Raw genomic sequence first — 25,866 nt, 5'->3', positions numbered from 1 at the left:
GTCGCTCCTCCGTCGTGGTCGTCCGACACGTTAGCACGTCCGGCGCGACCACCAAGAGGGGAGGATCAGACCAGCACGAAGGTGAAGTCGTCCGCCGTCAGGTCCAGGTTCGCGGGCAGCCTGGCGAACACGGGTATCTCGCCGGCCGCCGACCCGGCGTTGCCGCGGACCAGGAAGCTGAGCTCGCCCGTGGCCGTGTTGTAGAAGATGCGCTGGTCGGGGCTGGTGGGCGCGGTGCCGGCGTAGAACTGGCTGGCCGAGACGGGGCCGGGAACCAGATCGACGGGCAGCAGCCCCCCGCTATAGTTCAGGACGAGGTTGATCCTGTCCTCGGCCGGGTTGAAGTCCGTCACGACGTTGAACGCGCTGCCGGAGTTGGTTCCCGGCTGGCGTGTGCGGATCGGCAGGTCGAACAGGTCGGCGCCGGCGCCGCCCGTCAGCGTGGTGCTGATCGTCGCGAACAGGCGGTCGTCGCCGGCGCCGCCGTCCGCCAGCCTCGCGCCGCGTATGAAGTCGTTCCCGGCCCCGCCGGTCACCGTGCCGACCCCGAACCCGTTCCCCACGATCCGGTCGATCACGTCGTCGAACGCGGTCCCGACGACCGCCGACGGGAAGGGCGCGGTCGGGCCGGAGGGGGCCGGCGGCTCCGCGAGCAGGAGCTGGCCCGCGGCCGTCGAATAGCCCTGGTCGGGGCGCGTCACCACGCCTTGCCGCAGCTGGGAGAAGTCGAGCCTGCCCGGCAAGTCCGGCCCCGTGAAGCGGATGGACGGCACGGCCCCGTTCGAGGTGCTCGCGCCGAACACCAGGTCGAAATAATAGCCGATCCCATAAGGATTGAAGGTGACGTTGGTCACGGAGGAGGGGATGGCCGTGCCCTGCCCGACCGCGTCGCCGATCAGGTAGGTTCCCGGCGTGTTGGTCGTCAGCTGCTCGGGCGGGACGCTCGCCACGACGATGCGCAGGTCGGAGAGCGCGACGTTCGTGGGCAGCCGGGCGAACTGGATCGCCGCGCCCGACCCGTTCCCGTCGGCGTCGTAGGAGAGCGCGCCGGTCGAGGCGTCATAGACGATGCGGTCGTCGGCGTCCGCCGCCGCCGCGCCATAGGCGAGCGCCCCGGGCGCGAGCACGCCGTCGGCCAGCTGCGTGAAGGCCCGCGAGTCGAGCAGGACGACGTCGACGCCGACGCCGTAGTCGCGGACCGTCGTCACGCTTCCCGCCACCGGCGCGGCGGTGAAGCGGAACACGTCGCCGCCTTCCAGGCCGATCAGCGTGTCGGCGCCCCCGCCGCCGTCGAGGACGTTGACGCCGTAGGTGCCGATGACGACGTTGCCGAGCTCGTTGCCGGTCAGGTTGATGCCCGTCGTGGCGATGTGCGACCAGGACGAGAGGACCTCCACCTCGACGCCGGCGGCCAGGCGGTAGTTCCCGCTGGTGTAGATGGTGTCCGCACCCTCGCCCGCGGCCTCGACCACGACGTCGTTCTGCCCGAAGATGCGGTAGGTGTCGTCGCCGCGCAGCCCGACCAGCGTGTCGCCGCCCCTGCTGCCGCCGCCGTTCAGGGTGTTGGCGCCGTAGTCGCCGATCATGCGCTGATCCAGCTCGTTGCCGAGCAGGTACATGGACGAGGAGAGCCCCTGATCCGCGGCCGACACCGTTTCGATCGACGCGCCGCCGGCGAGGTAGAAATTCCCGCTGGTGTAGACGGTGTCGACGCCGCCGTTGACGGCCTCGACCACGGCGTCGGCCGGACCGTACACGCGATAGGTGTCGTTCCCGCCGAGGCCGATCAGCGTATCCGCCCCGCCCCTGCCGTCGAGCACGTCGGCCCCGCCGGAACCGACGATCGTCTGCGTGAGCGCGTTGCCGGTCAGGTTGGCGGCGAGGTCGGCGTTCGGCGCGACGGATCCGAGCCATTCGATCGACGAGCCCGCGTCCAGCGCGTAGCTCGTCCCGACATAGACGAAGTCGACGCCTTCGCCGCCATTCTCCACGACGCGGTCCCCGGCGGAGACGTAGTAGGTGTCGTCGCCTCTCAGCCCGTACAACGTGTCGCCACCGCCGCGACTGCGCAGGACGTTGGCGCCGTAATTTCCGACGATGACCTGCGTGCCGCCGTTGCCCGCGAGGTCGAGCGGCTGGACGCCCGCGTTGTCTGCCGTCGACAGCACCTCCACCTGCGCCGTCTCGCCGATGTCGAAGCTGACGAAGGTGAGGACGCGATCGTACCCGCCGTTCCCCGCGTTGAAGGCGTCGAAGATCACCGCGCTGGGGTCGTAGATGATGTACGTGTCGTCGCCGGCGGCGCCGTCGAGCGTATCGCCCGTCTCCCCGTACAACGTGTCGCCGCCCGCGGTTCCCTGGATCAGTCGCGCCACCCTGTTCTCTCCCTCGTTGCGGCGGTTAGGCCGGAACGACGGATTAGCACGGCTGCGGGCGAACGCCAGATAGTGGATCGTTCGCCCGAGCTTCGGTCGCCTGGCTCAGAAGCGGACGCCGAAGCCGACCAGCGCCTGGTGGCGTTCGAGGTCGTCGCCATAGTTCGTGTAGCGGTACTCGCCCTTGACGAAGAGGCGGCGGCCGAGCGCCTGCTCGACACCGGCGCCCAGGCGATAGCCGTCCTCGTCCCCGCGCACCCGCGATACGAGCGCGCCGCTCGCGTTCCGGACCTCGCCCTCGAACCGGGTGTTGGCCCAGCCCGCCTTGGCGTAGAGCAGGGTGCGCGGCGCGACGCGGGCGCCCAGGCGCAGCGACACGTCGATGTCGCGCCCGCTGTCGATGCCTACCCGGCTCGTGCCCACCGCGGCGCGCTCGCGATCGTCCAGGCTCCAGCCGATCCCCGCCTCCGCGCCGATCGTGAAGTTCGGGCCCAGCGCCACGTCGTAGCCGACGGCCGCGCCCAGGCGCAGGCCTTCGGCGTGGTCGGGCGCGCCGGCGACGCCGGTGTCGGCGTCGAGCCGGTCATAGCCGATATTCGCTTCGAGGCGCGGCCCCGTGAAGTCCTGCGCGGCGGCGGGGGTCGCGGCCAGCGTCGCGGCGGCGAGAGCGATGGTGGTGAAACGCATGGTCGATCCTTCCTGTCTGGGCAGCCGGCGTTCGGCTGTCGGCGGCCCGGTAGGAGGGAGCGCCGCCGCGGTCAGGCGGCGTGCGACGTACCGGACGGAAGGGCGACGAACCCGGCCGATCGGCACGACGGGGCGACGAGCGCGCGGGACGGGCGCCGCCGGTGAGGGGTCGTTAACCTTTCAACCGCATGGCTCGGGACCATGCTGCACGACCCACGAGCGTTCGCGCGCGTATGCGCCAAGATGCGGGCGCCCGAGCCAGCGCGCGACGACGCGGCGGCGCCCGGCATCCGCGAGCTGATCGAGCGCATCGAGGCGGCGCTGGCCGCGCGAAGGCCTCCGCGGGGCTGAGCCGCCCATATCGCGAAGAGGGCGACCCCCGCCGACGCGCTTCCGTCGCCTTCCCGTCGCAGGCTCGATGCGCGCGGCCCCGTCCGGCGTCATGGGGTCGCCCCGACCGGAGACTAGCTGGACTAAAAGGGGGTTCGACCATGGCGACCGTCGCGTTCGCACGCCGCGATCCGCTGGAGGCGGAACGGCGGTTCTTTTTCGGGATGGCGATCGCGATCGGCGCGACGGTGGTGCTGGGCTTCGGCTCGCACGCGCTGCTGGGCCGCGTCGACCTGGGACGCGCCACCTGGCTCGTCCATCTGCACGGCGCGACGTTCATGGGCTGGGTGGCGCTGTTCGTGGCGCAGAGCTGGCTGGTGGCGTCCGGCGACGTCGCGACGCACCGGCGGCTGGGCATGCTGTCGGCGGCCTATGCCGTGTTCGTCGTGTGGATGGGGCTGGCGATCATGATGTCGTCCTATCGGCGCGGGACCGTGCCGCCCTTTTTTCCGCCCAACGTGTTCCTGTTCATGAACGTCGGCCACCTGCTCACCTTCGGCGGGTTGACGGCCGCGGCGGTGGCGATGCGGCGCGACGCGGGCTGGCACAAGCGGCTGATGCTGTGCGGCATGCTGGTGCTGATGGGCCCGGCGATCGGTCGGCTGCTCCCCATGCCGCTGCTCGGGCGGTGGAACCTCCACGCGGTCTTCGCGGTGCTGATGCTCTACGCGCTCGTCGCCATGGTCCGCGACCTTCGCATGCGGGGCTCCGTGCACCCGGCCTATCGCTGGGGGCTGGGCGTGTTTGCGGCGGTGCAGTTGCTCATCGAGCCGCTCGCCTGGAGCGGACCGGGGCTGGCGGCGACGCGCGCGGTGACGGGATAAGAAGCGACGGAACCGCGGAAAGCGGGGAGCTTCTGTCGCTCGGTGCTCCGAGACTTCAAAGGTCCGGGGGGTTCTGTTGCTCGGCCCCCCCGGCGGCCGCCGGTATCCGCTTCTGTTGCCCGGTGCGGCCCGAACCGCGCTTTTGTCCGATGTAATCTAAACCGTGAGGTCCAGATTACGCGGCAATCGCGAGCGCCTCGTTGTCGTTGGCACTTGTGATATGGGCCGTTGCGGTGGTCCCATTCCGGGCGAAAACAGCGCTTTTCAACACACGTCGATCCTAGTTCGGCCCCTCCAGCTGAGCCGCTCGGCCGGCACGCTTCACGCGTGCTGGCCCAGTGGCTCGGCTCAGGTGGTGGAGCCGCCGGGTACCGCCCCCGGGTCCGCTGCGTCTATTGAACGCCGCAGTTTATCGCCATAGCCGGGCGAACCCGGCGAAACCGATATAGGAAAAGGCGCAAGCGAGCGCAACGCCGCCTTTCCCCCGCCATATTATAAGCTTAATAGGGGACGCATGTTGACCCAGCGTTCCCGCTATGCCCTTCGCGCCATGCTGTTCCTGGCCGAACAGCCCGCGGGTTGCGCGCCCGTGCCGATGACGCGCATCGCCGCGGAGGCGAACGTGCCGCGCAAGTTCCTGGAGCTGATCCTGGCCGACCTGCGCGAGGCGGGGTTCCTGGTGTCGCACCGCGGCAAGATGGGCGGCTACCTGCTCGCCAAGCCGCCGCACCTCGTCTCCATGGGCGAGATCATCCGCGTGATCGAGGGACCGCTGGCGCTCGTCCCCTGCGTCAGCCGCACCGCGTACCGCCGCTGCGCCGACTGCAAGTCGGAGGCCGACTGCGCGATCCGCCACGCGATGCTGCGCGTCCGCGACGAGACGGCGCGCATCCTGGACGGCACCAGCCTGGCGGACGCGACGGCGCAGGATCTGGCGGCGGCGTAAGGGCCTTTTCTCACCGCCCTCTTCGTCACCCCGGACTTGTTCCGGGGTCCATCGTCGCGCACGCGATCCGTTCGAGGGTACGCACCGACGTCCGTCCCTATGCTCGCGGGCGGTTCGCCCGGACAGCGATGGACCCCGGAACAAGTCCGGGGTGACGGTTGGAACTAGATAGGCGTGCCCGCTAACCTATTGCGTTCCGGCGCTTTGCCGTGAAAGGACTTCCCCAACGACATTGGAGAGGGTCTTGACCCTGGACCGTCGCCACTTCCTCTACGGCACCGCTGCCAGCGTCGGCGCGGCGCTCGCGCCTTCCCACGCCTTCGCGCAAGGCACCCCGGACGCGCGGCTCAATGCGCTGTTCGGGCGCATCTTCGACGACACGGTCGACAGCAACCCCGAGTTCGCGACCGGGCTCGGCCTCGACAAGGGCGCGCGCGCCAAGCTCAAATACCAGCTCGACGGCAACGGCCTCGCCGAGCGCGCGGAGGATTTGGCGCGCACGCGGCGCTGGCTCGCGGAGGTGGAGCGCTTCCCGGTCGCCGGCCTCTCGCCCGCGCAGGCGCTCAACCGCGAGATCGTGCTCTACTCGCTCCGCAACGGCACGGTCGCGCCGACGCGGTTCGAGCTCGACAGCGCGATCCGGCCCTATCGCATCTTCCAGCAGGGCGGCGCATACTTCTCCACGCCCGACTTCCTGAACGACACGCACACGATCGAGACGCAGACCGACGCGGAGGCGTATCTGTCGCGCCTCGGGCAGTTCGCGCGCGTGCTCGACGAAGACGTGCAGGTTCAGCGCGCCGACGCCGCGCGCGGTTACGTCGCGCCCGCCTGGTCGCTCGACCTGACGCTCGGCCAGATGAAGAAGCTCCGCTCGCAGCCCGCGGCGGAGAGCACGATGGTCAGGAGCCTCGTCACCCGCGCTAAGGCCAAGAACGTGGCGGGCGACTGGGGTCCGCGCGCCACGCGCACCGTCGAGACGGTCGTCTACCCGGCGCTCGACCGACAGATCGCGTTCGTGCAGCAGCTGCGGGGCAAGACCCAAGAGGGCGACGGCGTGTGGCGCGTGCCGCAAGGCGACGCGATCTACGCGGTGGCGCTCGCCCAGGCGACCACCACCGACTTCACGCCCGAGCAGGTCCATCAGATGGGCCTGGAGCAGGTCGCGTCGATCAGCGCCGAGCTCGACAAGATCCTGCGCGCGGAGGGGCTGACGCAAGGGTCGGTCGGCCAGCGGCTGGCGCAGCTCAACAAGCGCCCCGACCAGCTCTACGCCGACACGCCGGAGGGCCGCGCGCAGCTGCTGGCGTCTTTGAACGAGGGCGTGCGCGACATGAAGGGCCGCCTGCCGCGCGTCTTCGCCGAGATCCCGGCGACGCCGCTCGAGATCAGGGCGGTGCCGGTCGAGATCCAGGACGGGGCGTCGAACGGCTATTACCGCCGTGCCTCGCTCGACGGGTCGCGCCCGGCGATCTACTACATCAACCTCAAGGATACGGGCGACTGGCCGAAATACACGCTGCCGGCGCTGACGTACCACGAGGGCGATCCGGGGCATCACCTCCAGATCTCGACCGCGCAGACGAGCGCGGACATACCGACCTTGCGCAAGATCGGCTTCTTCGGCGCGTACAGCGAAGGCTGGGCGCTCTACGCCGAGGAGGTCGCGGACGAGCTGGGCGCGTACAAGACGCCGCTGGAGCGCGCGGGCTACCTCCAGAGCTTCCTGTTCCGCGCCGCGCGGCTGGTGGTCGACACGGGCATCCACACCAAGCGCTGGGACCGCGCACGCGCGACGCGCTACCTGGTCGAGACCACCGGCTTCGCCGAGCCGCGCTCGCAGCGCGAAGTGGAGCGCTACTGCACGCAGCCCGGCCAGGCGTGCAGCTACAAGGTCGGCCACATGGCCTGGGTCCGCGCGCGACAGGCGGCGCAGAAGCGGCTGGGCGACCGGTTCGACATCAAGCGCTTCCACGCCGTGCTGAAGGACGGTGCGATGCCGCTGTCGATCATGGAGCGGCTGGTGGCGGAGCGGATGGCCTAAACTCCCTCTCCCCTCCGGGGAGAGGGTCGGGGAGAGGGGCAGTACGCCGCCGTCTCGACACTGCCCCTCTCCCGCCTTCGCTGCGCTCGGCACCCTCTCCCCGGAGGGGAGAGGGAGTTAGGGCGTGCGCATCCCCCGGTGGTGTCTGATAACTTCGTCGATGATGAACCGCAGGAACTTTTCGGAGAACTCCGGGTCCAGCTCCGCCTCGGTCGCCAACCGGCGCAGCCGCGCGATCTGCTCCTCCTCCCGCCCCGGATCGGCGGGTGGTAGCCCGGTCTCGGCCTTGTAGCGCCCGACCGCTTGCGTCACCTTAAACCGTTCGGCGAGCAGGTGGACGAGCGCCGCGTCGATATTGTCGATGCTCCGGCGGTAACCCCTCAGCGTTTCGTCCGTCACGGCGCGGTCCTCCCTTGGCTCTCCACCCTGGGACAATCGGTCCACCCTTGCCAAGACTTGCGTTCCACGGACGCAACGGCCACATCGCCGGCGCTATATGGCAACCGTCCACCGCCTTCGCTCGGGGAGTCCCTCGCTCGACCCGATGGTCTCGCTCGTCCAGGGCGACATGAACGCGGTGAACGCCGTCATCCTCGACCGGATGCAGTCGGAGATCCCGCTCATCCCCGAGCTCGCCGGCCACCTGATCGCGGGCGGCGGCAAGCGGATGCGGCCGATGCTCACCCTCGCGAGCGCCCGGCTGATCGGTTACACGGGGACGCGCCACCACCGGCTCGCCGCCGCGGTCGAGTTCATCCACACCGCGACGCTGCTCCACGACGACGTGGTCGACGGGTCGGACCTCCGGCGCGGGCGTCGCACCGCCAACATCATCTGGGGCAACCCGGCGAGCGTGCTGGTGGGCGATTTCCTGTTCAGCCGCTCGTTCGAACTGATGGTGGAGGACGGCAGCCTCAAGGTCTTGAAGATCCTCTCCAACGCGTCCGCCGTGATCGCGGAGGGCGAGGTGAACCAGCTCACCGCCGCGCGTCGCATCGACCTGGGCGAGGACCGCTATCTCGACATCATCGGCGCCAAGACCGCGGCCCTTTTCGCGGCCGCCTGCCGCATCGCCGCGGTCGTCGCCGAGCGGCCGGAAGCGGAGGAGCAGGCGCTCGACAGCTACGGCCGCAACCTCGGCATCGCGTTCCAGCTGGTGGACGACGCAATCGACTATGTCTCGGACGCGGGCGTGATGGGCAAGGACGCGGGCGACGACTTCCGCGAGGGCAAGATGACGCTGCCCGTCATCCTGGCGCACGCGCGCGGCGGGCCCGAGGACCGCAAGTTCTGGAAGGACGCCGTGGAGGGCCGCCGCGTGTCCGACGAGGACTTCGCGCACGCCGTCGAGCTGGTCCGCCGCACCCGCGCGGTGGACGACACGCTCGCGCGCGCCCGCCACTACGGCCAGCGCGCGATCGACGCGATCGCCGGCTTCGCGAGCGGGCGGGCGAAGGACGCGATGGTCGAGGCGGTCGAGTTCGCGGTGGCGAGGGCGTACTAGCGGCCACGCCCGCTAGGGTGCGCGCTCGCGCGCAACGCCCCGCCCAGCCGGCGAGATGGCGCAGCCGATCTCGTCCGACGTCGTAGCGGCGGCTTCGCCGTCGCCTCCTGAACGGCCACATGAACGGCGCGTAGCCGGCCGTTCATCCAGGCTCCGCTATGATGCGCCCGTTCAGCAGGAGAAGCGTCATGCGTACCATCCTCTTCGCCGCGCTCGCCGCGGTCCTCCTTCCCGCCGTGCCCGCCCAGGCGGCCGTGCTCGACGACGATCGGCGCGAATGGCGTGAGGACCGGCGCGAGTTCCGCCGCGACCGGCGCGACGACTATCGCGACTACCGGCGCGACCGCCGCGCCGACGACCGCGCGTTCCGCCGCGACCGTCGGGGCGACTACCGGGACTTCCGCCGCGATTACCGCGACGACTACCGCGCCTACCGCCGCGGCGATCTGAGCTACCGCCAGTTCTTGCGCGAGCGGCGCGGCGACTACCGCGACTACCGGCGCGAGTATCGCGACGACTATCGCGACTACGCCCGCGAATACCGCCGCGACCGGCGCGAGTTCCTCCGCGAGCGCCGCGACGACCGGCGCGACTTTCGGCGGGATCGCTGGGACGACTAAGCGACGACGGGCGCGGGTCGGCGACTCGCGCCCTTCGGGACGGCCAAGCGGCTCAGCACGCGTGCTCCGCCGCGCACGACTCCTCCACGCCGACCTCCACCTGCAACGTCGCGTGCCCGATCCCGAACCGCTGGTGCAGCATCTCGCGCGCGTCGCCCAAGAACCGGTCGCCCGGATGCCCGCCTGGCATGACGAGGTGCGCGGTCAGCACCGGCTCGGTCGTCGACATAGGCCAGATGTGGAGGTCGTGGACCCGTTCGACGCCGGGCAGCGTCCGGAGCGACATGCGCACCTTGTCGTAGTCGATGTCGCGCGGCACCGCCTGCAGCGCCATCTCGCCCGCCTCGCGCAGCAGCCCCACCGTCTGCCAGAAGATCAGCCCCGCGATGACGAGGCTGACCGCCGGGTCGATCCAGGCCGCCCCCGTGCGCCACACGATCAGGCCCGCCACGACCACCCCCGCCGACACCGCCGCGTCGCCCGCCATGTGCAGGAACGCGCCGCGGATGTTGACGTCGCCGTGCCGCCCGCGCGCGAACAGCATCGCGGTCAGCCCGTTGATCACGATGCCGACCGCCGCCACCGCCGCCACCGTCAGGCCCATAACCGGCGCAGGCTCGGCGATGCGCCGCGCCGCCTCCAGCACGATCGCGCCCAGTGCCACCATGAGCAGCAGCCCGTTGACGATCGCCGCCAGGATGGTCGAACTCTTCAGCCCATAGGTGAAGCGCTTGGTCGCGGGCTTCCGCGCCAGCGCCGCGCCGCCCCAGGCGACGGCGAGCCCCAGCACGTCCGACAGGTTGTGCCCCGCGTCCGCGAGCAGCGCGACCGACCCCGTCCACAACCCCGCCGCGGCCTCCGCCACGACATAGACGATGTTGAGCCCGATCCCGACCGCGAAGGCGCGGTCGTAGCTCGCGGGGCCGTGGTGATGGTCGTGGTGGCCGTGGCCGTGATGCCCGTGCCCATGGTGATGATGCGCGCCCAAGGGGTCCTCCGGGGCGGAAGGCTAGCCGATCCGGGCGGCGGGGGCGAGGGTGCGGTCGAGGCGGCGGCTCAGGCCGAACCCACCCGCCGGAAAGGCACGACGGTCGCCGGATGGCGGAGCCGGAACAGCGCCTGGGCGAGCGCCTCGCGGTCGAACGGCTTGCGCAGCATCGGGTAGTTGCCGGCTTCGCTCTCCTCCAGCTCCGCGAAGCCGCTGACGATCAGGACCTGGATCTCGGGCGCGGCCGTCCGGATGCGGCGCGCGAGCTGCGAGCCCGTCATGCCCGGCATGAGCTGGTCGGTGACCACCAGGTCGATCTCCGCGTCGCGCGCCAGCTGGTCGAGCGCGTCCGGTCCCGACGACGCCCGCCGCACCGAGTGGCCCATATCCTCGAGCAAATCGGCCGTGTTGGCGAGCACCAGCGGATCGTCGTCGACGACGAGCACGCGGCGGGGTTCGCCCACGTCGGCGAGGAGCGCAGGCGTGGGCCCCACCGACGCGCGGGGTGTGATCGTGGCGGGCAGGTAGAGGCTGACGGTGGTGCCCGCGCCCGGCTGGCTCCGGATGAGGAGCCGCCCGCCCGACTGCGCCGCGAGCCCGTGCACCATCGATAAGCCCAGTCCCGTCCCCTTGCCCACGCCCTTGGTCGTGAAGAAGGGCTCGGTCGCGCGCGCGAGCGTCGCCTCGTCCATGCCCGCGCCGTGATCGGTCAGCACGACACGCAGATAGGGTCCGGGCAGGAGCCCCGCCGCGTTCCCCTCGCCCAGCTGCTCCGCGGTGGCGCCGATCTCGAGGAGCCCGCCCTCCGGCATGGCGTCGCGGGCGTTCACCGCCAGGTTGAGGATCGCCATCTCCAGTTGGTGCGCGTCGACGCGCGCGGGCGGCAGCTCGGGCGGGAAGCGAGTCTCCACGCGCACCATCGGCCCGATCGAGCGCTGCAGCAGGTCGGCCATTCCCCCGACGAGTTGCGCGACGTCCACCGCCTCGGGCCGCAGGTCCTGGCGCCGCGCGAAGGCGAGCAGCCGCTGCGTGAGCGCCGCGCCGCGCTGCGCGCCCTCCAGCGCGCTCTCGACCAGCCGGCGCGTGCGCGGATCGTCGGGAAGCCGCCGCCGGAGCAGGTCGAGGTTGCCGACCACCACCGCCAGGAGATTGTTGAAGTCGTGCGCCACGCCGCCGGTCAGCTGGCCGATCGCCTCGATTTTCTGGGCCTGGCGAAGCGCCTCCTCCGCGCGCTTGCGCTCGGTCACGTCGGTGAGCCCGCCCAGCACATGGATGAACGCGCCCTCGTCGTCGCGCTCGACGCGGGCGGCCGAGACCACGTCCAGGAACGCGCCGGCCTTGGTCACCGCGCGGTACTCGCGCGGGTCCAGCACGTCCTTGGCGATCAGCTCCGGCCAGTCCTGCTGCCTGAAGCGTCGCGCAGACTCCTCGGTCAGAAAATTGATCAAGGGCCGGCCGACCACCTCCTCGCGCGCATAGCCCATCAGCTCGAGCCAGGTATTGCTGACCTGCTCGATCCGACCCTCCTGATCGAAGGCGTGCAGCGGGAGCGGCGTTCCGCGGTAGAGGGAGCGGAACCGCTCCTCGCTTTTCCGGAGCGCGTCGGCCTCGCGCTGCGCGAGCGACGCGAAGCGGCGGTCGAACATCGCGGCCACGAGCGAGAGGAACAGGATCAGGAACGTCGCGGCGAACACGGCCAGCGCCAGCGCGGTCTGCCCCACGCTGGCCATCCCGTCCTCCATCGCGCCGCTATGGCCGGTGAACATCGCCGCCCTCATGCCGGCGAAGTGCATCCCGGCGATGGCGACGCCCATGACCAGCGCCGCGGCCGCCCTCTCGATCTGACGGCTGTTGCGCGACGCGAGCCAGAGCGCGGTCGTGGCGGCGCCGATCGCGATGAGCACGGAGATGCCGATCCAGAGCCGGTCGTAGCTCAGGTCGGCGGTCATTCGCATGGCCGCCATGCCCATGTAGTGCATCACGACGACGCCCAGCCCCATGAACAGGCCGGCCGCCGCGAGCCGCCGGCCCGACGCCTCCGACCGGTTCATGACCGCGAACGCCACGCCGGTGACCAGGATCGCCAGGAGCAGCGACAGCATGGTGAGCCCGACGTCGTAGCCGACCTCCATGCCGGGCATGCTGTGGGCGAGCATCGCGACGAAGTGCATGGCCCAAATGCCGCCGCCCATCGCGACGGCGGCGGTGGAGAGCCAGAGCCTGCGGATCCAGCCGGTCGACGCCCTGATCCGACCCGCCAGGTCGAGCGCGGTGTAGGAGGCGAACATGGCGATCGCGATCGACATCGCGACGAGCGTGCCGTCGTGCGTTCCCGCGATCGTCATCGACCCCTCCCCCTTACGCCCTCGCCGTGCTCGGCTACGCTAAACCAAAGAGCGGACACGATTTTGCGCCGAACGGCGCGCGACTTCCAGTCCGAATTTGCCCGGCGCGACCGGGCCCCCTATCTCCGCCGGCCTTCCGATGACGCCCGCGCTTCCCATCCACGCCGTCCTGCCGGACCTGCTCGCCACCTTGCGCGAGCGGTCCAACGCCGTGCTCGTCGCGCCGCCGGGCGCGGGCAAGACGACGGCGGTCGCGCCGGCGCTGCTCGGTGAACCCTGGTGCGGTGGCGAGATCCTGCTCCTATCGCCGCGACGCCTCGCCGCACGCGCGGCGGCGGAGCGGATGGCGGGGCTCGCGGGCGAGCCGGTCGGTCGCACCTTCGGCTATGCGACGCGGCTCGACAGCAAGCGGTCGGCGGCGACGCGCGTGACGGTGGTGACCGAAGGCATATTCGCTAACCGCATCCAGGCCGATCCCGAGCTCGCGGGCGTCTCAGCGGTGCTGTTCGACGAGGTGCACGAGCGCAGCCTGGACGGCGACTTCGGGCTGGCCTTGGCGCTCGACGCGCAGGCGGGCCTGCGCCCCGACCTGCGGCTCGTCGCCATGTCGGCGACGCTTGACGGCGCGCGCTTCTCGGCGCTGATGGGTGACGCGCCGGTGGTCGAGAGCGAGGGGCGGAGCCACCCGCTCGAGCTGCGCCATGTCGGCCGCGCCGCGGAGGCGCGGATCGAGGACGCGATGGCGGGCGCGATTCGCCGCGCGCTCGCCGAAACCGACGGCGGCGTGCTCGCTTTCCTGCCCGGCGTCGCGGAAATCGAGCGTACCGCCGAGCGCCTCGCGGGCGGGCTCCCCGACGATGTGGTGCTGCACCGCCTCCACGGCGGCCTGGAGCCGGGCGCGCAACGCGCCGCGATCCAGCCTGACCCGAACGGGCGGCGCAAGCTCGTGCTCGCCACGTCGATTGCGGAGACGAGCCTGACGCTCGACGGCGTGCGTGTGGTAGTCGACTCGGGGCTCGCGCGCCGCCCGCGCTACGACCGCGCCGCGGGGCTGACACGGCTCGTCACCGAGCGCGCGAGCCAGGCCGCCGTCACCCAGCGCGCCGGCCGCGCCGCACGTCAGGGCCCAGGCGTCGCCTATCGCCTGTGGGAGGAGGCCGCGACCGCGGGCTTGCCGCGTTTCGACCCGCCGGAGATATTGGAGGCGGACCTGTCCGCGCTGACGCTCGCGACGGCGATTTGGGGCGTGCCCGACCCGCGCGACCTGCTCTGGCTCGACCCGCCGCCCGTCGCCGCGGTCGCTGAGGCGCGCAGCCGCCTTCTGTCGCTCGGAGCGCTGGACGAGGACGGCCGCCCGACGCCGCACGGCCGCGCCGTCGCCGGGTTGCCCATGCCGCCGCGACTCGCGCACATGCTGCTGCGCGCGGGGGAGATGGGGCTCGGGCGCACCGCCGCGGAGGTCGCCGTGCTGCTCGGCGAGCGCGGGCTGGGCGGCAACGACGCCGACCTGGAGCTGCGCCTGCGCCGCTGGCGAAGCGACCGCGGCCCCAAGGCGCAGGCCGCGCGCAAGCTGGCGGAGCGTTGGGCGCGCCTTCTCCCTCTCCCCTCTGGGGAGAGGGTGGCCGAGCGTAGCGAGGTCGGGAGAGGGGCAGTGTCGAACGGCAGCACACTGCCCCTCTCCCCAACCCTCTCCCCGGAGGGGAGAGGGAGTCAGGACGTTGCCGCCTGCCTCGCCCTCGCCTATCCCGACCGCGTGTCGCGTCGCCGCGACGCGTCCGGCGAGAGCTGGGCCAGCGTCGGCGGCCGCGGGTTCCGGCTCGACCCCGCCTCCCCGCTCGCCCGCAGCGACTGGCTCGCCGTCGCCGAGACGCAGGGGACGGCCGCGGGCGCGCGCATCCTGTCCGCCGCCGCGATCGACGGGGCCGCCGTCGAGGCGCTGTTCGCCGACCGGATCGAGACCCGCCGCACGCTCGGCTTCGATCCCGCCACCGGCGCCGTCCAGGCCACGCGCGAGCGGCGCCTCGGCGCGATCCGGCTGGCGGGCGGGCCCGACGCGCAGGCCGACCCGGGCGAGGTCGCCGCCGCCTTGCTCGAAGGCGTGCGCACGCACGGCCTCCACCTCCTTCCCTGGCCGCCCGCCGCGCACGAGCTGCGCACGCGCGCCACCTATGCCGGCGTCGGGCTGGACGACGAGGCGCTCCTCGCCCGGCTCGACGAGTGGCTCCCGCCGTTGCTCGCGGGCAAGCGACGCCTCGACCAGATCGCGCCGGGCGCGCTCGCCGACGCGCTCCGCACGCTGCTCGGCTACGACGAGCTGCGCCGCCTCGACAGCCTCGCGCCCGCCGAGTTCGTGTCGCCCGCCGGGTCGCACCACGCGATCGACTGGCTCGCCGAGGGCGGCCCGCGCGTCGAGCTCCGGCCGCAGGCGCTGTTCGGGCTCGCGACGCACCCCGTCGTGGGCTCCGGGCGCGTGCCGCTCGTGCTCTCGCTCACCTCGCCCGCGGGCCGCCCGATCCAGACGACGCGCGACCTGCCCGGCTTCTGGGCGGGGAGCTGGGCCGCGGTCGCGAAGGAGATGCGCGGGCGCTATCCGAAGCACCCCTGGCCCGAGGATCCAGCATCTGCGTCAGCCACGCTCCGCACCAAAAAGGCGGATGCACGCGCCGCCGCTACGCGTTAAGGGAGCGCCCATGTCCGCAACCGCGCTCATCTCCGTCCGCCCGCAGATCGGGGCCGAACACGGCGCCGGCCGCGTCAAGCAGTGGCAGCTCATCTTCGACCGCGAGAAGCCGCTCACCCCCGACCCGCTCACCGGCTGGGCCGGCGGCGGCGGCGACGCGCGCGCCGATCAGGTCCGGCTGATCTTCAAGTCGTGCGAGGAGGCGGTCGCCTATTGCGAGCGCCAGGGACTGAAGTTCGAGATCGTCCCCGAACCGCCGCGCCGCCTGCAGCTGCAGAGCTACGCCGACAATTTCAGGTAAGCAGCGAGCCCGCCAGTACCAGCAGCATCTTGGCGTCGACCGCGCAGCCCGCCGCGCGGCGCGCCTCCACGAAGGCCGGCAGCTCCGCGAGCGGCACGCGGTGGACGGTGATCCCCTCACCCTCCGCGCCGCCGCCCTCGCCCGTCCTGGTCAGCCCCGACGCGCGCACCAGCGTGAACGCCTCCGACGTCATGCCGGGCGAGGAGTGGAACACGCCCAACCGCTCGATGCGCTCGGGGCGGTAGCCGGTCTCCTCCTCCAGCTCGCGGGCGGCGGCGACCTCCAGCTCTTCGCCCTCCTCCTCGTCGCCGATCAGGCCGGCGGGAAGTTCCAGGCTCGGCTTGCCGATGGGCACGCGGAACTGCTCGACGAGGAGCAGGTGGCCGTCATCCACCGCAACGATTACCGCCGCCTCGATCCCGCGGTTGCGGACCGCGTATTCCCAGTTTCCCTGCTTCTCGACCGCGATGTAGCGACCTTCCCAAACGCGTTCGATCATAGCTCCACCAAACGGTCGGACAGCTCGTTGGTGTCACCCTGCCCTCGCGGGAAATGCTCGGCCAACACCGCGCCGATCCGCTCCACGGCGGCGGCGATGCCCTCGCCCGGCCGTCCGGCGCGCGTGCGCTCCAGCAGCACCGCCATCGCCTCGCCCCAGAGCTCGGGCGCGACCTTGGCGTGGATCGCCTCGTCGGCGACGATCTCCGCCCGGTGCTCGGCGAGCGAGAGGTAGAGGAGCACGCCCGTTCTGACCTTCGTTCGTCGCTCCACGGCGGCGCGGAACAGCTCCACCGCGCGCCGGCGCACGCGCCGCGCCTCCGTGCGGCCGGGGGTGAGCGCGATGCGGACGGGCATGGGCGCGAGGATCAGGCGCGCGAGCAGGAAGGTCGCCGCGGCGAGCACCAGCGCAACGGTGAACAGCCCGCCCAAGGGCGTCTGCACCGTCCAGGGGTCGAGGAGGCCGTAGATCCGCTCGGCGATCCAGGGGAACGCCGCGAGCGCCGCCAGCATTCCGAGCGTCGCCAGCACCGCCCAGTGCAGCGCCACGTCGTGGTACGCGTCCGACCGTGCCGCCACTACGGTCACGATTTCCCCGTCGGTGCGCGCCTCGGCCGCGGCCACGGCGGCGATGACGGCGTCTCGGTCGGCCTGGGAGAAGCGCATCACCAGCTACCCGAGGCGCCGCCGCCGCTGAACGACCCGCCTCCCCCGCCGGAGAAGCCGCTGTCCGTCCAGCCGCCGGTCCACCCGCCGCCGCCCGACGATCCGCCTCCGCCCCAGCCGACGCCGCCACCGCCGCGCGAACGGCCGAGCTCGTTCGCGACCGACCAGAGCACGATCGGCAGCGTCGGGTCGCTCGCCCCACGATAGTGCCTGCCGCCCCAGCGTCCGCGCCGCCGGCGCATGAGCGGCAGCACGACGAACAGGAAGATCAGGCCCCAGAAGATCAGCGATCCCGGCACGCCCTGCCCGCCGCCGGCCGTGCCCACGCGGCGGCGGTGCGTTTCGTCGAACTCGCGCGCGGCCGTGTCGGTGCGCGCCTGCGCCTCCTCCGGCGCGGCGCGCAGTTGCTGCGCCAACGCGTCCGCGCCCGCGACGATGCCGCCGGGCAGGTCGCCCGCCTTGAAGCGCGGCACGATCCGCTCGTTGATGATCGTCGCCGACAGCGCGTCGGTGACGATGCCCTCCAGACCGGTGCCTACCTCGATCGAGACCTTGCGTTCGTTGGGTGCGACCAGGAGGATCGCGCCGTTGTTCACGTCGCGCAGGCCCACGCCCCAGTCGCGGCCCATGCGATAGCCGAAGTCGCGTATGTCGTAGCCCTGCAGATCGGGCACGGTCGCCACCACCAGCTGCCGCTTCGTCTCGCGCTGGAGCGCCTCGAGCTTGGCGGTGAGGTCCGCTTCCGTCGCGGCCGGGATGACGTTCGCCCCGTCCACCACGCGGCCGGTAAACTCCGGGAACGACTGCGCCCGCGCCGCTCCCGCGACGAGCAAGAGGATCAGCAGGGTAACGGCCCGAGCGGTCACTCGAACTTGCCGGAGCCGATCTGCGGAGCGCGGTCGGCGCCGGGCGTCACCGCTTGGAACGGCGTCATCGGCTTGGCGCCGTGGATGACGCGCGCGCCGATGGCGTCGGGGAAGGTGCGGATGCGCGTGTTATACTCGCGCACCGCCTCGTTATAGTCGCGCACCGCGATGTTGATGCGGTTCTCGGTGCTCTCCAGCTGCTGGAGCAGCGTCGAGAAATTGGCCTGGCTGCGGAGCTCCGGATAGGCTTCCTGGACGGGCCGGAAGGCGAGCGCCAGCGCGCCCTGCGCGGCGGCGAACTGCTGGACGCGGTTGGCGTCGGTGAGCTGGTCGGGCGAGACCTGCACCTGGGTCGCGCGGGCGCGCGCCTCGGCCACCCTGGTCAGCGTCTCGTTCTCCGCGCGCGCGGACGCGCTGACGGTCGACACGAGGTTGCCGATCAGGTCGGCGCGGCGCTGATAGGCGGCCTGGACGTCGGCCCAGCGCGCCTTGGCGTTCTCCTCCGCGGTGGGCACGCTGTTGATGCCGCATCCCGCCAGCATCACGGCTGCGGCTACTGGGGCGAAAGCACGGTTCATGCGTATGCTCCTGGTCGTAACGGATGTGGTATAAAGCGCCCCGGTCTCAACGGCGAGAGGGAGCGAAGATGCTGAAGGAGTTCAGGGCGTTCATCGCGCGGGGCAACGTGCTCGACCTGGCGGTGGCGGTGATCATCGGCGCGGCGTTCGGGCGCATCGTCACCTCGCTGACCGAGGACGTGATCATGCCGGTCATCGGCCGGCTGCTCGGCGGGCTCGACTTCTCCAGCTACTTCGTGGCGCTCGGCCCCGTGCCGGCGAACTTGGCGGGCTCGACCGACTATGCCGCGCTCAAGAAGGCGGGCGTGCCGCTGCTCGGCTATGGCGCGTTCATCACTCAAGCGGTCAACTTCCTCATCGTCGCCTTCATCATCTTCATGCTGGTCAGGACCGTGAACCGGATGGTGTCGGTGTTCGAGCGGGAGAAGGAGAAGTCGGCCCAAGTGCCCGCGCCCGAGCCGACGGAGGTGGCGCTGCTCCGCGAGATCAGGGACGAACTGCGGGGACGGCCTCCTTCCTCGCCTTCGGCTTAGGCTTGTCGCGCCCGAGCCAGGCGAGCGCGGCGCCGGCGGCGACCAGCGCCGCGCCGACCGCGTTGCCGCCGCGGCCCAGGCGCGAGAGGCCCACCGCGGTGAGCAGCGTGGGCGCGAGGCCGGGCTTGTGGCCGGTGACGCGGCCGGCGGTGCGCAGGCCGATGGCGGCGGGTACGACGCCGACGCCGCCGGATGCCTGGCGAGCGCGTGCAGGCCGGGCGGAGCCGTCGCGGCGTTCCTCGCCGGCCTCATCACCTTCGGCCACCGTATCCGCCGCGGTCGCGCCGCGTGCGCCCATCGGCTTCTCCGCGCCCGTGGTGGTGTCGCGCTGGGTCTGGCGCTCCAGCTCCGAGTTCAGCTCCGCGCCGAACAGGTAAACGTACGCCGACAGCCATAGCCAGGTGAGGAGCACGATGACCGCGGAGAGCGAGCCGTAGGTCGCGCCGTAGTTGGCGAAGTTCGACACGTAGAGGCCGAACAGCGCCGTGCCGACCAGCCAAAGCAGGGTCGCGATCGCCGAGCCGGGCGTCAGCCATGCCCATTTCGCGTTCTCGCGGTTCGGGCCGTAGCGGTAAAGGCACGCGCCTGCCGTCACCGCCAGCGCGGCGATCAGCGCGTAGCTGAGCAGCCGGATGACGAACTTGCCTGCACCGCCGAGATTGGGAAGCAGGCTGTCGAGGAACGCCAGCACCGTCGTCGATGCGATCGCGCCCAGCACCAGCACCACCGCCCCGATCACGATCGCGAAGTAGAGCAGGTAAAGCTTGACGATCCCGCGCGTCTCCTTCTGCTCGTACGCGATGTTGAGCGCGGTCACGATCGCGCTCGCGGCCTTGGTGCCGCCGTAGAGCGCGAGCGCCAGCGCGACGACGAGGCCGATCCCCTGCTTGCCGCCCTCGGTCCTGACCACCGTCAGCAGCTGGTCCTGGATCACGGACGCGGCCTCGCGCGGCAGGCTGGCGAACAGCGACTCGATGTCGGCCACCACCCGCTCCTGGCTGGCGAACAGGCCGTAGCTGAGCACCACCGCGCCCAGCACGGGGATGATCGACGCGAAGGCGTAAAAGGCGGTGCCCGCCGCGATCAGGCCGACATTGTCGTCGCCCATCTCCTTCTGCGTGCGCTTGAGCGCGGCCCACCAGCCGCCGGCGGGCATCTTCCAAGGGCTGGGCGCGTCTCGGCCCTGCCCCCCGCCGCTCTTGCTGTCGGTCATGCGATCTCCCTTTCGGAAACGGGTTGGGCGGCGAGCGCGAGCGCGGCCTCGACCGCGCCGGCGAGCGAGCCGACATAGAGGTCGGCGCCGAGCGCCTGCTGGATCTGCCGGTCGGTGAGCGCGGCTTCGCCCTCGGGCCACAGGCCGACCATAATCCGCACGTGGGGCGCGGCGCGGCGGAGGCGGCGGACGAGGTAGCGCAAATGGCCGGGCGTGCCGCCGAGCTCGAGATAGCTCAGGCAGATGAGCTTGGCGCCCGAGAGGTCGAGCCGGCCGATGCGGTCGCGGCCGACCTCGGCGTGGGTGATGCGGCGGACGCCGAAGCCGCGGTGGCGGAGCAGCTGCTCGACCATGGCGGTGACCGCGTCGTCGAGCACGCCGCGGCCGGCGATGCAGGTGACCGCCCCCGGCTCGGCCCAGTCCGGATCGGCGATCTCCGGCTCTTCCGGCGCATGTTCGTCCAGGTCGTGGACGACGGCGAGCATAGCGTCGACGATCTGGTAGGCGCGACTGCGGTCGACGACGCCGCGCCTGGCGTCGGCGGCGGCGAGCTTGAGCCCCTGAAGCGCGACCTCGTCGTAATAGGCGGTCAGGCCGCGCTCGCCGACGATCGCCTCCGCCTGGTCCAGCGCCTCCTCCGGGTCGTCGGCGAGCATGCGCTGGTAGAAGCTCTCGACGGGCGACAGCGCGGGCCGGTCGCCGAGCAGCACGTCCAGGAACTCCAGCTGCGGCACGTGGCGGCCGAGCACGACGAGGCAGAGGGTGAGCGGCATGGAAAGGATGAGCCCGATCGGTCCCCAGATCCACGTCCAGAACACCGCCGCTACGATGACCGAGAGCGGCGACAGCCCGGTCGAGTGGCCGTAGAGCAGAGGCTCGATGACGTAGCCGACGATCGGCTCCGTCACGACGAACAGCGCGACGACCCAGAGCACCATGGTCCAGCCGGGATCGACGCCGGCCGCGACCGCGATGGGCAGCACCGCGCCGAGGATCGCGCCGATATAGGGCACGAAGCGGAGCACGCCCGCCAGGATGCCCCAGACCGCGGGCACGGGCAGGCCGATGAGCCAGAGGCCGACGCCGACGACGACGCCGAAGGCGGTGTTCACCGCCAGCTGCGACAGGAAGTAGCGCGACAGGCGGCTGGTCGCATCGTCGATGGCGATGGTGGTGCGGTGCAGGTCGGACGATCCGAACAGCCGGATCATGCGGTTCCGGAGGTCGTCCTGCTGCATCAGGATGAAGATCGCGACCACCAGCACGATGACGAACGTCTCGAACGGGTGGAGCACGGGGGCGAGCACGTCGCCCGCGACCTTCAGGGCGTTGGGCTCGTCGCCGATGACGCGGACGGGGATCGGCTCGCGCACCTGGCCGGCGATGGCGTCGGTGACGGGCGCGTCGGCGTCGGGACGGCCGGGTTCGGCACGCTTCTCCGTGTCGCGCGTGAATACGGCCAGGCGGCTGGTGGCGTAGTCGCGCGCGCCGGCCAGCTTACTCTCGATGGTGCGGGCGTAGCCGGGCGCGTCGTCGGCGAGGCTGGCGACCTGCGTGCCGACCAAAGTCCCGATCGCACCCAGGAGACCGAGCGCGAGGAGGACGGTGGCGAACACGGCGGGGCCGCGGGGCACGCGCAGGCGGCGCAGCGCGTGGACGATCGGCGACAGCACGAAGGAGAGCAGGATCGCGAGCGTGATCGGGATGAGCACGTCGCGCCCGAAATAAAGGCCGGCGACGACGACCACCCCGACCGCGAGGCCGAGCAGCCCCGTCAGCCCGGGCACGTGCGCGGGCTGCACCTCCGTCGGTCCAAAGGGCGGGGCCGACCCGCGCCGGACCGGCTCCTGCTGCGCGCCCAAAAGCATATACCCCTGTTCACCCCGGCCAGGCTGGCCGATGATGCGGGATAACGCGGGTTTCCCCGTTTCGTGCCCGCGGCTCAGGTCAGCGGCACGCGCCGCCGCCGGGGTGGCCGGTCCAGCCGGGGCCGCGCACGCTGCGGCCGGGCTTGGCACCGGTATGCGCGCCGTCGCGCACGACGTGGACGCCGTTGACCCAGACATGGGCCACGCCGGTGGCGTAGCGGTGGGGCGTCTCGAAGGTGGCGTTGTCGCGGATCGTGGCGGGATTGAAGATCACCAGGTCGGCGTAGGCGCCAGGGCGGAGGCGGCCGCGGTCGCGCAAATGGAGCGTGTCGGCGGGGAGCGCGGTCAGCTTCCGTACCGCTTCAGCGAGCGGCATCGTCCGCTCGTCGCGGACGTACTTGCCGAGGAGGCGGGCGAAGTTGCCGTAGGTGCGCGGGTGCGCGCCGTCCCTGAGCAGCAGACCCTCGGCGGCGATGGCGCTCGAGTCGGAGCCGAACGTCATCCAGGGCAAGGCCGTCTGGCGGCGGACATTGTCCTCCGACATGATGAAGAACACGGTGCCCACGCGCGAGCCGTCGGCGACGATGAGGTCGATGACGGTGTCGCGCCAGTCGGCGTCCCCGCGCATGCGCATGACCTCGGAGAGGCGCTTGCCCGTGTATTGGCGCAGGGCGTCGGTCTTGAAGCCGCTGAACAGCACGTGCTCCGGCCCGCGGTCGCGCATTTCGGCCTTGGCGCGCGCCCGCGTCGCGGGGTCGCGCAGGCGCTCGATCGTCGCTTCGATCCCGCCCTCCTGCACCCAGGCGGGGAGCATGGTGTTCGCGCCCGTGCCGCTGGCGGGGTAGAGGTACATGTCGGCGGTGACGCGCAGGCCCGACGCGCGGGCGGCCTCGATCAGCCGGACTGCGTCACCGAGCTTGGGCCAGTTGCGCGGCAGCGACTGCTTGAGGTGGTGGACGTGGATCGGCACGCGCGCCTCGCGGCCGATCGCGACCATTTCGTCGAGCGCTTCGAGGAGCGCGTCGCCCTCGTTGCGGATATGCGCCGCGAACAGGCCGCCGCAGCGGCCCGCCTCCCCCGCAAGCGCGACGAGCTCGGGCGTCTCGGCGTAGCGTTCAGGGACGTAGATCAACATGGTCGCCAGCCCCAGCGCGCCCTCGCGCATGCCGTCGCGGACGAGGGCACGCATCCGCGCCAGCTGGTCGGGCGTGGGGTCGACGTCGTTCGCGCCCAGCACGAACTCGCGCACGGACCCTGCGCCGATATAGGACGCGACGTTGACCGACACGCCGCCGCGCTCGATCCGGTCCAGATAGCCGCCGAGCGTCGACCATTCGAGCGGCGTCTTGATCAGGCCCTGCCGACTCTCGCGCGCGGCGCGCATCGCGGGCGTCAGGGGCGCGTGGGAGAGCTCGGAATTGACCTCCAGCGTGACGCCCTGGAGCACGGCGCTCATCGCGCGGCCGTCGTGGAGCAGCGACTCGCGCGCGTGGCTGAGCATGTTGACGAAGCCGGGGCTGAGCGCCTGGCCGCGGGCGTCCACGGTGCTCGCCGCCTGGCCCGCGGGGCAGGTGCGCACGCACACGATCCGGTCGCCGCGCACGCCGAGCTCGCCGGGGTAGGGTGCGCCGCCGGAGCCGTCATAGATGACGGCGTTGCGGATGAGCAGGTCGTAACGGGCGGGCGGTTCGGCCGCGCCTAGGAGGAGCGCGGCGGCTGGGGCGAGGAGGTGGCGCATCGGGTCGGAACCGTGCGGCGGGCGGTGCTTCGGCGCAAGCGGGGTTTAGGAAGGTTGTTCACGCGAAGACGCAAATGAGCAGCCCTGCCCACATCCGCACGGAACCCACCCCGGCGGGCCGAACAGGGACGTGGGCGGCCGGAGGCGGACGGCACGCCGCCTTCGGGACGCTCGCGTCGATGTCGGTCCTCGCCGGGATGGGGTGGCCGCCGGCATGGGGGGGACCGGCGGCCTTTCCGGTCCCGCCGCGATGCAGGCGCGGCGGAACCGAAAGGGGTCAGCGGCGCGGGCGGCGGCGCTTCTTGTCCTGCCGCGTCTCCGTCGCGGCGCCCTGCTCGGCGGTGGCGTCGGGCGAGGTCGCGGCGGGGTCGGACGCGGTGGCCGTGGTGCCCGCGTCTGGAGCGGGCTGCGTCAGCGGGGTCGTTTCGGGCGTCGCCGCCGGATCGGCCGGCGCCGGCGCCGTCGCGTCAGGCGTCGGCGACGTGGCGGGCGCGCCCGTCTGCGGCGCGGGAGTCTGCTGCGCGGCGAGCGCGAGCGTGGTCAGAATGGTCAGCAACATGGGTCGGCCTTTCAAATCCGTGTGCGTTTCCCCTGTTGGCGACGATCCTAAGTCGCCGGATCGGCTGCGAAAGGTTGCAGCGGCGGAACGACCCGAAACTTGGGCGGGCGGTTCGTCGACAACAGCTCGTCCTTCGGCGCGAACGGGTGGGCCGTGAGAGGACTGCGAGGCGGGCGGCGACTCGGAGCGGCTCGGCGGTCCATCGACGGGCGCGGGGACCGCGCGTTCACCATGTCCGGTCACCGCTCCTTGCCGATCGCCGGCTAGGGACGGTCGGGTTAGGGGAGGAAGAACCATGCTGATCGCCGTGCTGCAGGTCGTCGCGCCGATACTCGCGCCTCCGCCGATCGTCCAAGTCGCGACGCCGGCGCCGCCGCCCCGCATCGTTGCGCGCGCAGCCCTACACCACGAGCCGGCGACGCGGCCCTTCACCGTCCACGTCGACGTGCAGGCGGAAGGCCGGACGCTGTGGAGCGGCCCGTTGCGCGTCGCGCGAGGGAGCGGGAGCACGATCCGGCACGAACAGTCGGAGCCGCCCGAGACGTCCTGCGGCGTGGACGCCGGTTACCTGCGCATCCGCAGCACCGGCCTGTCGATCAACCTCTCGGTGGCGCATCACGGCGACGGCGCGGAGGCGCTGAGCGCGACCGTGCGTTGGACCAAGCCGTCGGGGGCCGGTTGCCCCCACCTGGGTGGCACACGGACGGTGGAGCTGACGGATGTGGTGCGGCTCGCGCCGGGCGCGACGGTGACGCTGTCGGGCGACGGCGGGCTCACGGCGCGGCTGCGGCGTTCGGGCGACTGATCGGGCTGGCCGACGCGGGCGTGGCCGCGCCTTCGCTAGGGTAGAAGAAAGGTACCCTCGATCACCGTCACGCACTGGCCGCCGAGCACCACCCGGTCGCCCTCCGCCCGGCAGGTCAGTCGCCCGCCGCGCCTGCTCGCCTGGAACGCCGTGAAGCGGTCACGGCCTAAGCGTTCGGTCCAGTAAGGCGTGAGGACGGAATGCGCCGAGCCGGTCACCGGGTCCTCGTCGATCCCGGCTCCGCACGCGAAGACGCGGGAGACCACGTCGGTGTCGCGGCCGGGGGCGGTGGCGATGGTGAGGATGTCGCCCTCCGCCGCGAGCGCGCGGAAGTCGGGGCGCAAGCCGCGCACCGCCTCCTCGTCGTCGAGCACGACCAGCGCGTAGCGGCCGGGGTGCCAGCGCGTCTCGACGGCTTGGGTCAGGCCTAGGCCGGCGAGCACGGCGGGCAGCTCCCTGGGCTCGGCCCGGTAGGCGGGGAGCGCCATCGCGTAGCCGATGCCGTCGCGCGCGACCTCGAGAAGGCCCGCCTGGCGGGTGCGGAACGTCACCTTGTCGCGCGTCGGTTCGGATTGCAGCACGACATGGCCGCTCGCCAGCGTCGCGTGGCCGCACAGCGCCACCTCGACGGCGGGGGTGAACCAGCGCAGCTCGAGATCGGCATCGCCGTCGGCGGGGATAATGAATGCCGTCTCCGAGAGGTTGTTCTCCTCCGCGATCGCCTGGAGCGTGTCGTCGGGGAGCCAGGCGGAGAGCGGGATGACCGCGGCGGGATTACCCTGGAAAGCTTCGGCCGCGAACGCGTCGACCTGGGTGAACGGCAACCTCATGCGAACTC

The 25,866-nt window shown here is 71.8% G+C and carries 24 protein-coding genes and 1 other RNA gene; 10 read left to right on the top strand and 15 right to left on the bottom strand.

Annotated elements, in window-relative coordinates; genetic code table 11:
* Positions 1–65 precede the first annotated feature (65 nt).
* Together CKY28_RS13760 and CKY28_RS13755 are read right to left on the bottom strand one after the other, a co-directional pair.
* Positions 66–2,375, bottom strand: coding sequence for a calcium-binding protein (locus CKY28_RS13760; protein WP_095998934.1), 2,310 nt, complete (start codon positions 2,373–2,375; stop codon positions 66–68).
* Positions 2,376–2,480: 105 nt separating this feature from the next.
* Entirely contained in the window at positions 2,481–3,062 is a 582-nt protein-coding gene (locus CKY28_RS13755) for an outer membrane protein (RefSeq protein ID WP_095998933.1), read from the bottom strand.
* Positions 3,063–3,263: 201 nt separating this feature from the next.
* On the opposite strand from CKY28_RS13755, the gene CKY28_RS18780 reads away from it, so the two are divergent.
* Both CKY28_RS18780 and CKY28_RS13750 read left to right on the top strand, forming a co-directional pair.
* Entirely contained in the window at positions 3,264–3,413 is a 150-nt protein-coding gene (locus CKY28_RS18780; protein WP_176473103.1) for a hypothetical protein, read from the top strand.
* 140 nt (positions 3,414–3,553) lie between these two features.
* A complete protein-coding gene (locus CKY28_RS13750) occupies positions 3,554–4,276 on the top strand; it encodes a hypothetical protein (protein WP_095998932.1) in 723 nt (240 codons plus the stop codon).
* Positions 4,277–4,377: 101 nt separating this feature from the next.
* Here the strand turns inward: CKY28_RS13750 and ssrA are convergent.
* Positions 4,378–4,751: a transfer-messenger RNA gene (gene ssrA, locus CKY28_RS13745) on the bottom strand.
* Positions 4,752–4,790: 39 nt separating this feature from the next.
* Between ssrA and CKY28_RS13740 the strand changes: the two genes are divergently transcribed.
* Together CKY28_RS13740 and CKY28_RS13735 are read left to right on the top strand one after the other, a co-directional pair.
* Positions 4,791–5,222, top strand: a complete 432-nt coding sequence (locus CKY28_RS13740; RefSeq protein ID WP_095998931.1) for an RrF2 family transcriptional regulator — start codon at positions 4,791–4,793, stop codon at positions 5,220–5,222.
* 250 nt (positions 5,223–5,472) lie between these two features.
* Positions 5,473–7,266: a DUF885 domain-containing protein gene (locus CKY28_RS13735; RefSeq protein WP_095999235.1), complete on the top strand. Its 1,794-nt coding sequence runs from the start codon at positions 5,473–5,475 to the stop codon at positions 7,264–7,266.
* A 117-nt stretch (positions 7,267–7,383) separates the two neighbouring features.
* Here the strand turns inward: CKY28_RS13735 and CKY28_RS13730 are convergent, their stop codons facing one another.
* On the bottom strand, positions 7,384–7,665 hold the full coding sequence (locus CKY28_RS13730) for a chorismate mutase (protein WP_095998930.1): 282 nt from the start codon (positions 7,663–7,665) through the stop codon (positions 7,384–7,386).
* A 97-nt stretch (positions 7,666–7,762) separates the two neighbouring features.
* On the opposite strand from CKY28_RS13730, the gene CKY28_RS13725 reads away from it, so the two are divergent.
* Together CKY28_RS13725 and CKY28_RS13720 are read left to right on the top strand one after the other, a co-directional pair.
* Complete coding sequence (locus tag CKY28_RS13725; RefSeq protein WP_095998929.1) at positions 7,763–8,770, top strand: polyprenyl synthetase family protein; 1,008 nt, start codon at positions 7,763–7,765, stop codon at positions 8,768–8,770.
* A gap of 188 nt (positions 8,771–8,958) precedes the next feature.
* Positions 8,959–9,390, top strand: a complete 432-nt coding sequence (locus CKY28_RS13720; protein ID WP_095998928.1) for a hypothetical protein — start codon at positions 8,959–8,961, stop codon at positions 9,388–9,390.
* A 52-nt stretch (positions 9,391–9,442) separates the two neighbouring features.
* Here CKY28_RS13720 and CKY28_RS13715 read toward each other — a convergent pair whose 3' ends face one another.
* Both CKY28_RS13715 and CKY28_RS13710 read right to left on the bottom strand, forming a co-directional pair.
* A complete protein-coding gene (locus CKY28_RS13715) occupies positions 9,443–10,378 on the bottom strand; it encodes a cation diffusion facilitator family transporter (RefSeq protein ID WP_095998927.1) in 936 nt (311 codons plus the stop codon).
* Positions 10,379–10,446: 68 nt separating this feature from the next.
* The gene (locus CKY28_RS13710; protein ID WP_095998926.1) at positions 10,447–12,723 is read right to left on the bottom strand and encodes an MHYT domain-containing protein; all 2,277 of its coding nucleotides are present in this window, start codon (positions 12,721–12,723) and stop codon (positions 10,447–10,449) included.
* Positions 12,724–12,862: 139 nt separating this feature from the next.
* On the opposite strand from CKY28_RS13710, the gene hrpB reads away from it, so the two are divergent.
* The gene (gene hrpB / locus CKY28_RS13705; RefSeq protein ID WP_095998925.1) at positions 12,863–15,403 is read left to right on the top strand and encodes an ATP-dependent helicase HrpB; all 2,541 of its coding nucleotides are present in this window, start codon (positions 12,863–12,865) and stop codon (positions 15,401–15,403) included.
* A gap of 10 nt (positions 15,404–15,413) precedes the next feature.
* Entirely contained in the window at positions 15,414–15,704 is a 291-nt protein-coding gene (locus CKY28_RS13700) for an NADH dehydrogenase ubiquinone Fe-S protein 4 (protein WP_095998924.1), read from the top strand.
* On the opposite strand, the gene CKY28_RS13695 is transcribed toward CKY28_RS13700, so the two are convergent.
* The 4 genes from CKY28_RS13695 to CKY28_RS13680 are packed head-to-tail and all read right to left on the bottom strand — an operon-like array spanning position 15,697 to position 18,312.
* On the bottom strand, positions 15,697–16,203 hold the full coding sequence (locus tag CKY28_RS13695) for an NUDIX hydrolase (RefSeq protein ID WP_095998923.1): 507 nt from the start codon (positions 16,201–16,203) through the stop codon (positions 15,697–15,699). The genes CKY28_RS13700 and CKY28_RS13695 overlap by 8 nt on opposite strands.
* Entirely contained in the window at positions 16,200–16,868 is a 669-nt protein-coding gene (locus CKY28_RS13690; RefSeq protein WP_095998922.1) for a TPM domain-containing protein, read from the bottom strand. The genes CKY28_RS13695 and CKY28_RS13690 overlap by 4 nt, the downstream gene beginning before the upstream one ends.
* Positions 16,868–17,734 carry a TPM domain-containing protein gene (locus CKY28_RS13685; RefSeq protein WP_095998921.1) on the bottom strand — a complete coding sequence of 289 codons (867 nt, stop codon included), beginning with the start codon at positions 17,732–17,734 and terminating at the stop codon, positions 16,868–16,870. Before CKY28_RS13685 ends, CKY28_RS13690 begins: the two co-directional genes overlap by 1 nt.
* Positions 17,731–18,312 (bottom strand): LemA family protein, encoded by a 582-nt coding sequence (locus tag CKY28_RS13680; RefSeq protein ID WP_095998920.1) that lies wholly within the window; start codon positions 18,310–18,312, stop codon positions 17,731–17,733. The genes CKY28_RS13685 and CKY28_RS13680 overlap by 4 nt, the downstream gene beginning before the upstream one ends.
* Positions 18,313–18,380: 68 nt before the next feature.
* Here CKY28_RS13680 and mscL point away from each other — a divergent pair, with 68 nt between their 5' ends.
* On the top strand, positions 18,381–18,845 hold the full coding sequence (mscL, locus tag CKY28_RS13675) for a large conductance mechanosensitive channel protein MscL (RefSeq protein WP_095998919.1): 465 nt from the start codon (positions 18,381–18,383) through the stop codon (positions 18,843–18,845).
* Here mscL and CKY28_RS13670 read toward each other — a convergent pair.
* The 4 genes from CKY28_RS13670 to CKY28_RS13655 form a co-directional block, all read right to left on the bottom strand.
* A complete protein-coding gene (locus tag CKY28_RS13670; RefSeq protein WP_095998918.1) occupies positions 18,799–20,058 on the bottom strand; it encodes a YihY/virulence factor BrkB family protein in 1,260 nt (419 codons plus the stop codon). The two genes, mscL and CKY28_RS13670, sit on opposite strands and share 47 nt — an antisense overlap.
* Positions 20,055–21,926, bottom strand: a complete 1,872-nt coding sequence (locus CKY28_RS13665; protein ID WP_095998917.1) for an AI-2E family transporter — start codon at positions 21,924–21,926, stop codon at positions 20,055–20,057. Before CKY28_RS13665 ends, CKY28_RS13670 begins: the two co-directional genes overlap by 4 nt.
* Positions 21,927–22,005: 79 nt before the next feature.
* Complete coding sequence (locus CKY28_RS13660) at positions 22,006–23,664, bottom strand: N-acyl-D-amino-acid deacylase family protein (protein ID WP_095998916.1); 1,659 nt, start codon at positions 23,662–23,664, stop codon at positions 22,006–22,008.
* Between the two features lie 277 nt (positions 23,665–23,941).
* Positions 23,942–24,223, bottom strand: coding sequence for a hypothetical protein (locus CKY28_RS13655; protein WP_095998915.1), 282 nt, complete (start codon positions 24,221–24,223; stop codon positions 23,942–23,944).
* Positions 24,224–24,518: 295 nt separating this feature from the next.
* Here CKY28_RS13655 and CKY28_RS13650 point away from each other — a divergent pair, with 295 nt between their 5' ends.
* A complete protein-coding gene (locus CKY28_RS13650) occupies positions 24,519–25,028 on the top strand; it encodes a hypothetical protein (protein ID WP_095998914.1) in 510 nt (169 codons plus the stop codon).
* Between the two features lie 35 nt (positions 25,029–25,063).
* On the opposite strand, the gene CKY28_RS13645 is transcribed toward CKY28_RS13650, so the two are convergent.
* A complete protein-coding gene (locus CKY28_RS13645) occupies positions 25,064–25,858 on the bottom strand; it encodes a PhzF family phenazine biosynthesis protein (RefSeq protein WP_095998913.1) in 795 nt (264 codons plus the stop codon).
* Positions 25,859–25,866 lie beyond the last annotated feature (8 nt).

This window comes from Sphingomonas lenta, from assembly GCF_002288825.1.
In the GTDB taxonomy this organism is placed as follows: Bacteria; Pseudomonadota; Alphaproteobacteria; order Sphingomonadales; family Sphingomonadaceae; genus Sphingomonas; species Sphingomonas lenta.
This window is presented reverse-complemented; position numbering and strand designations above follow the sequence as displayed.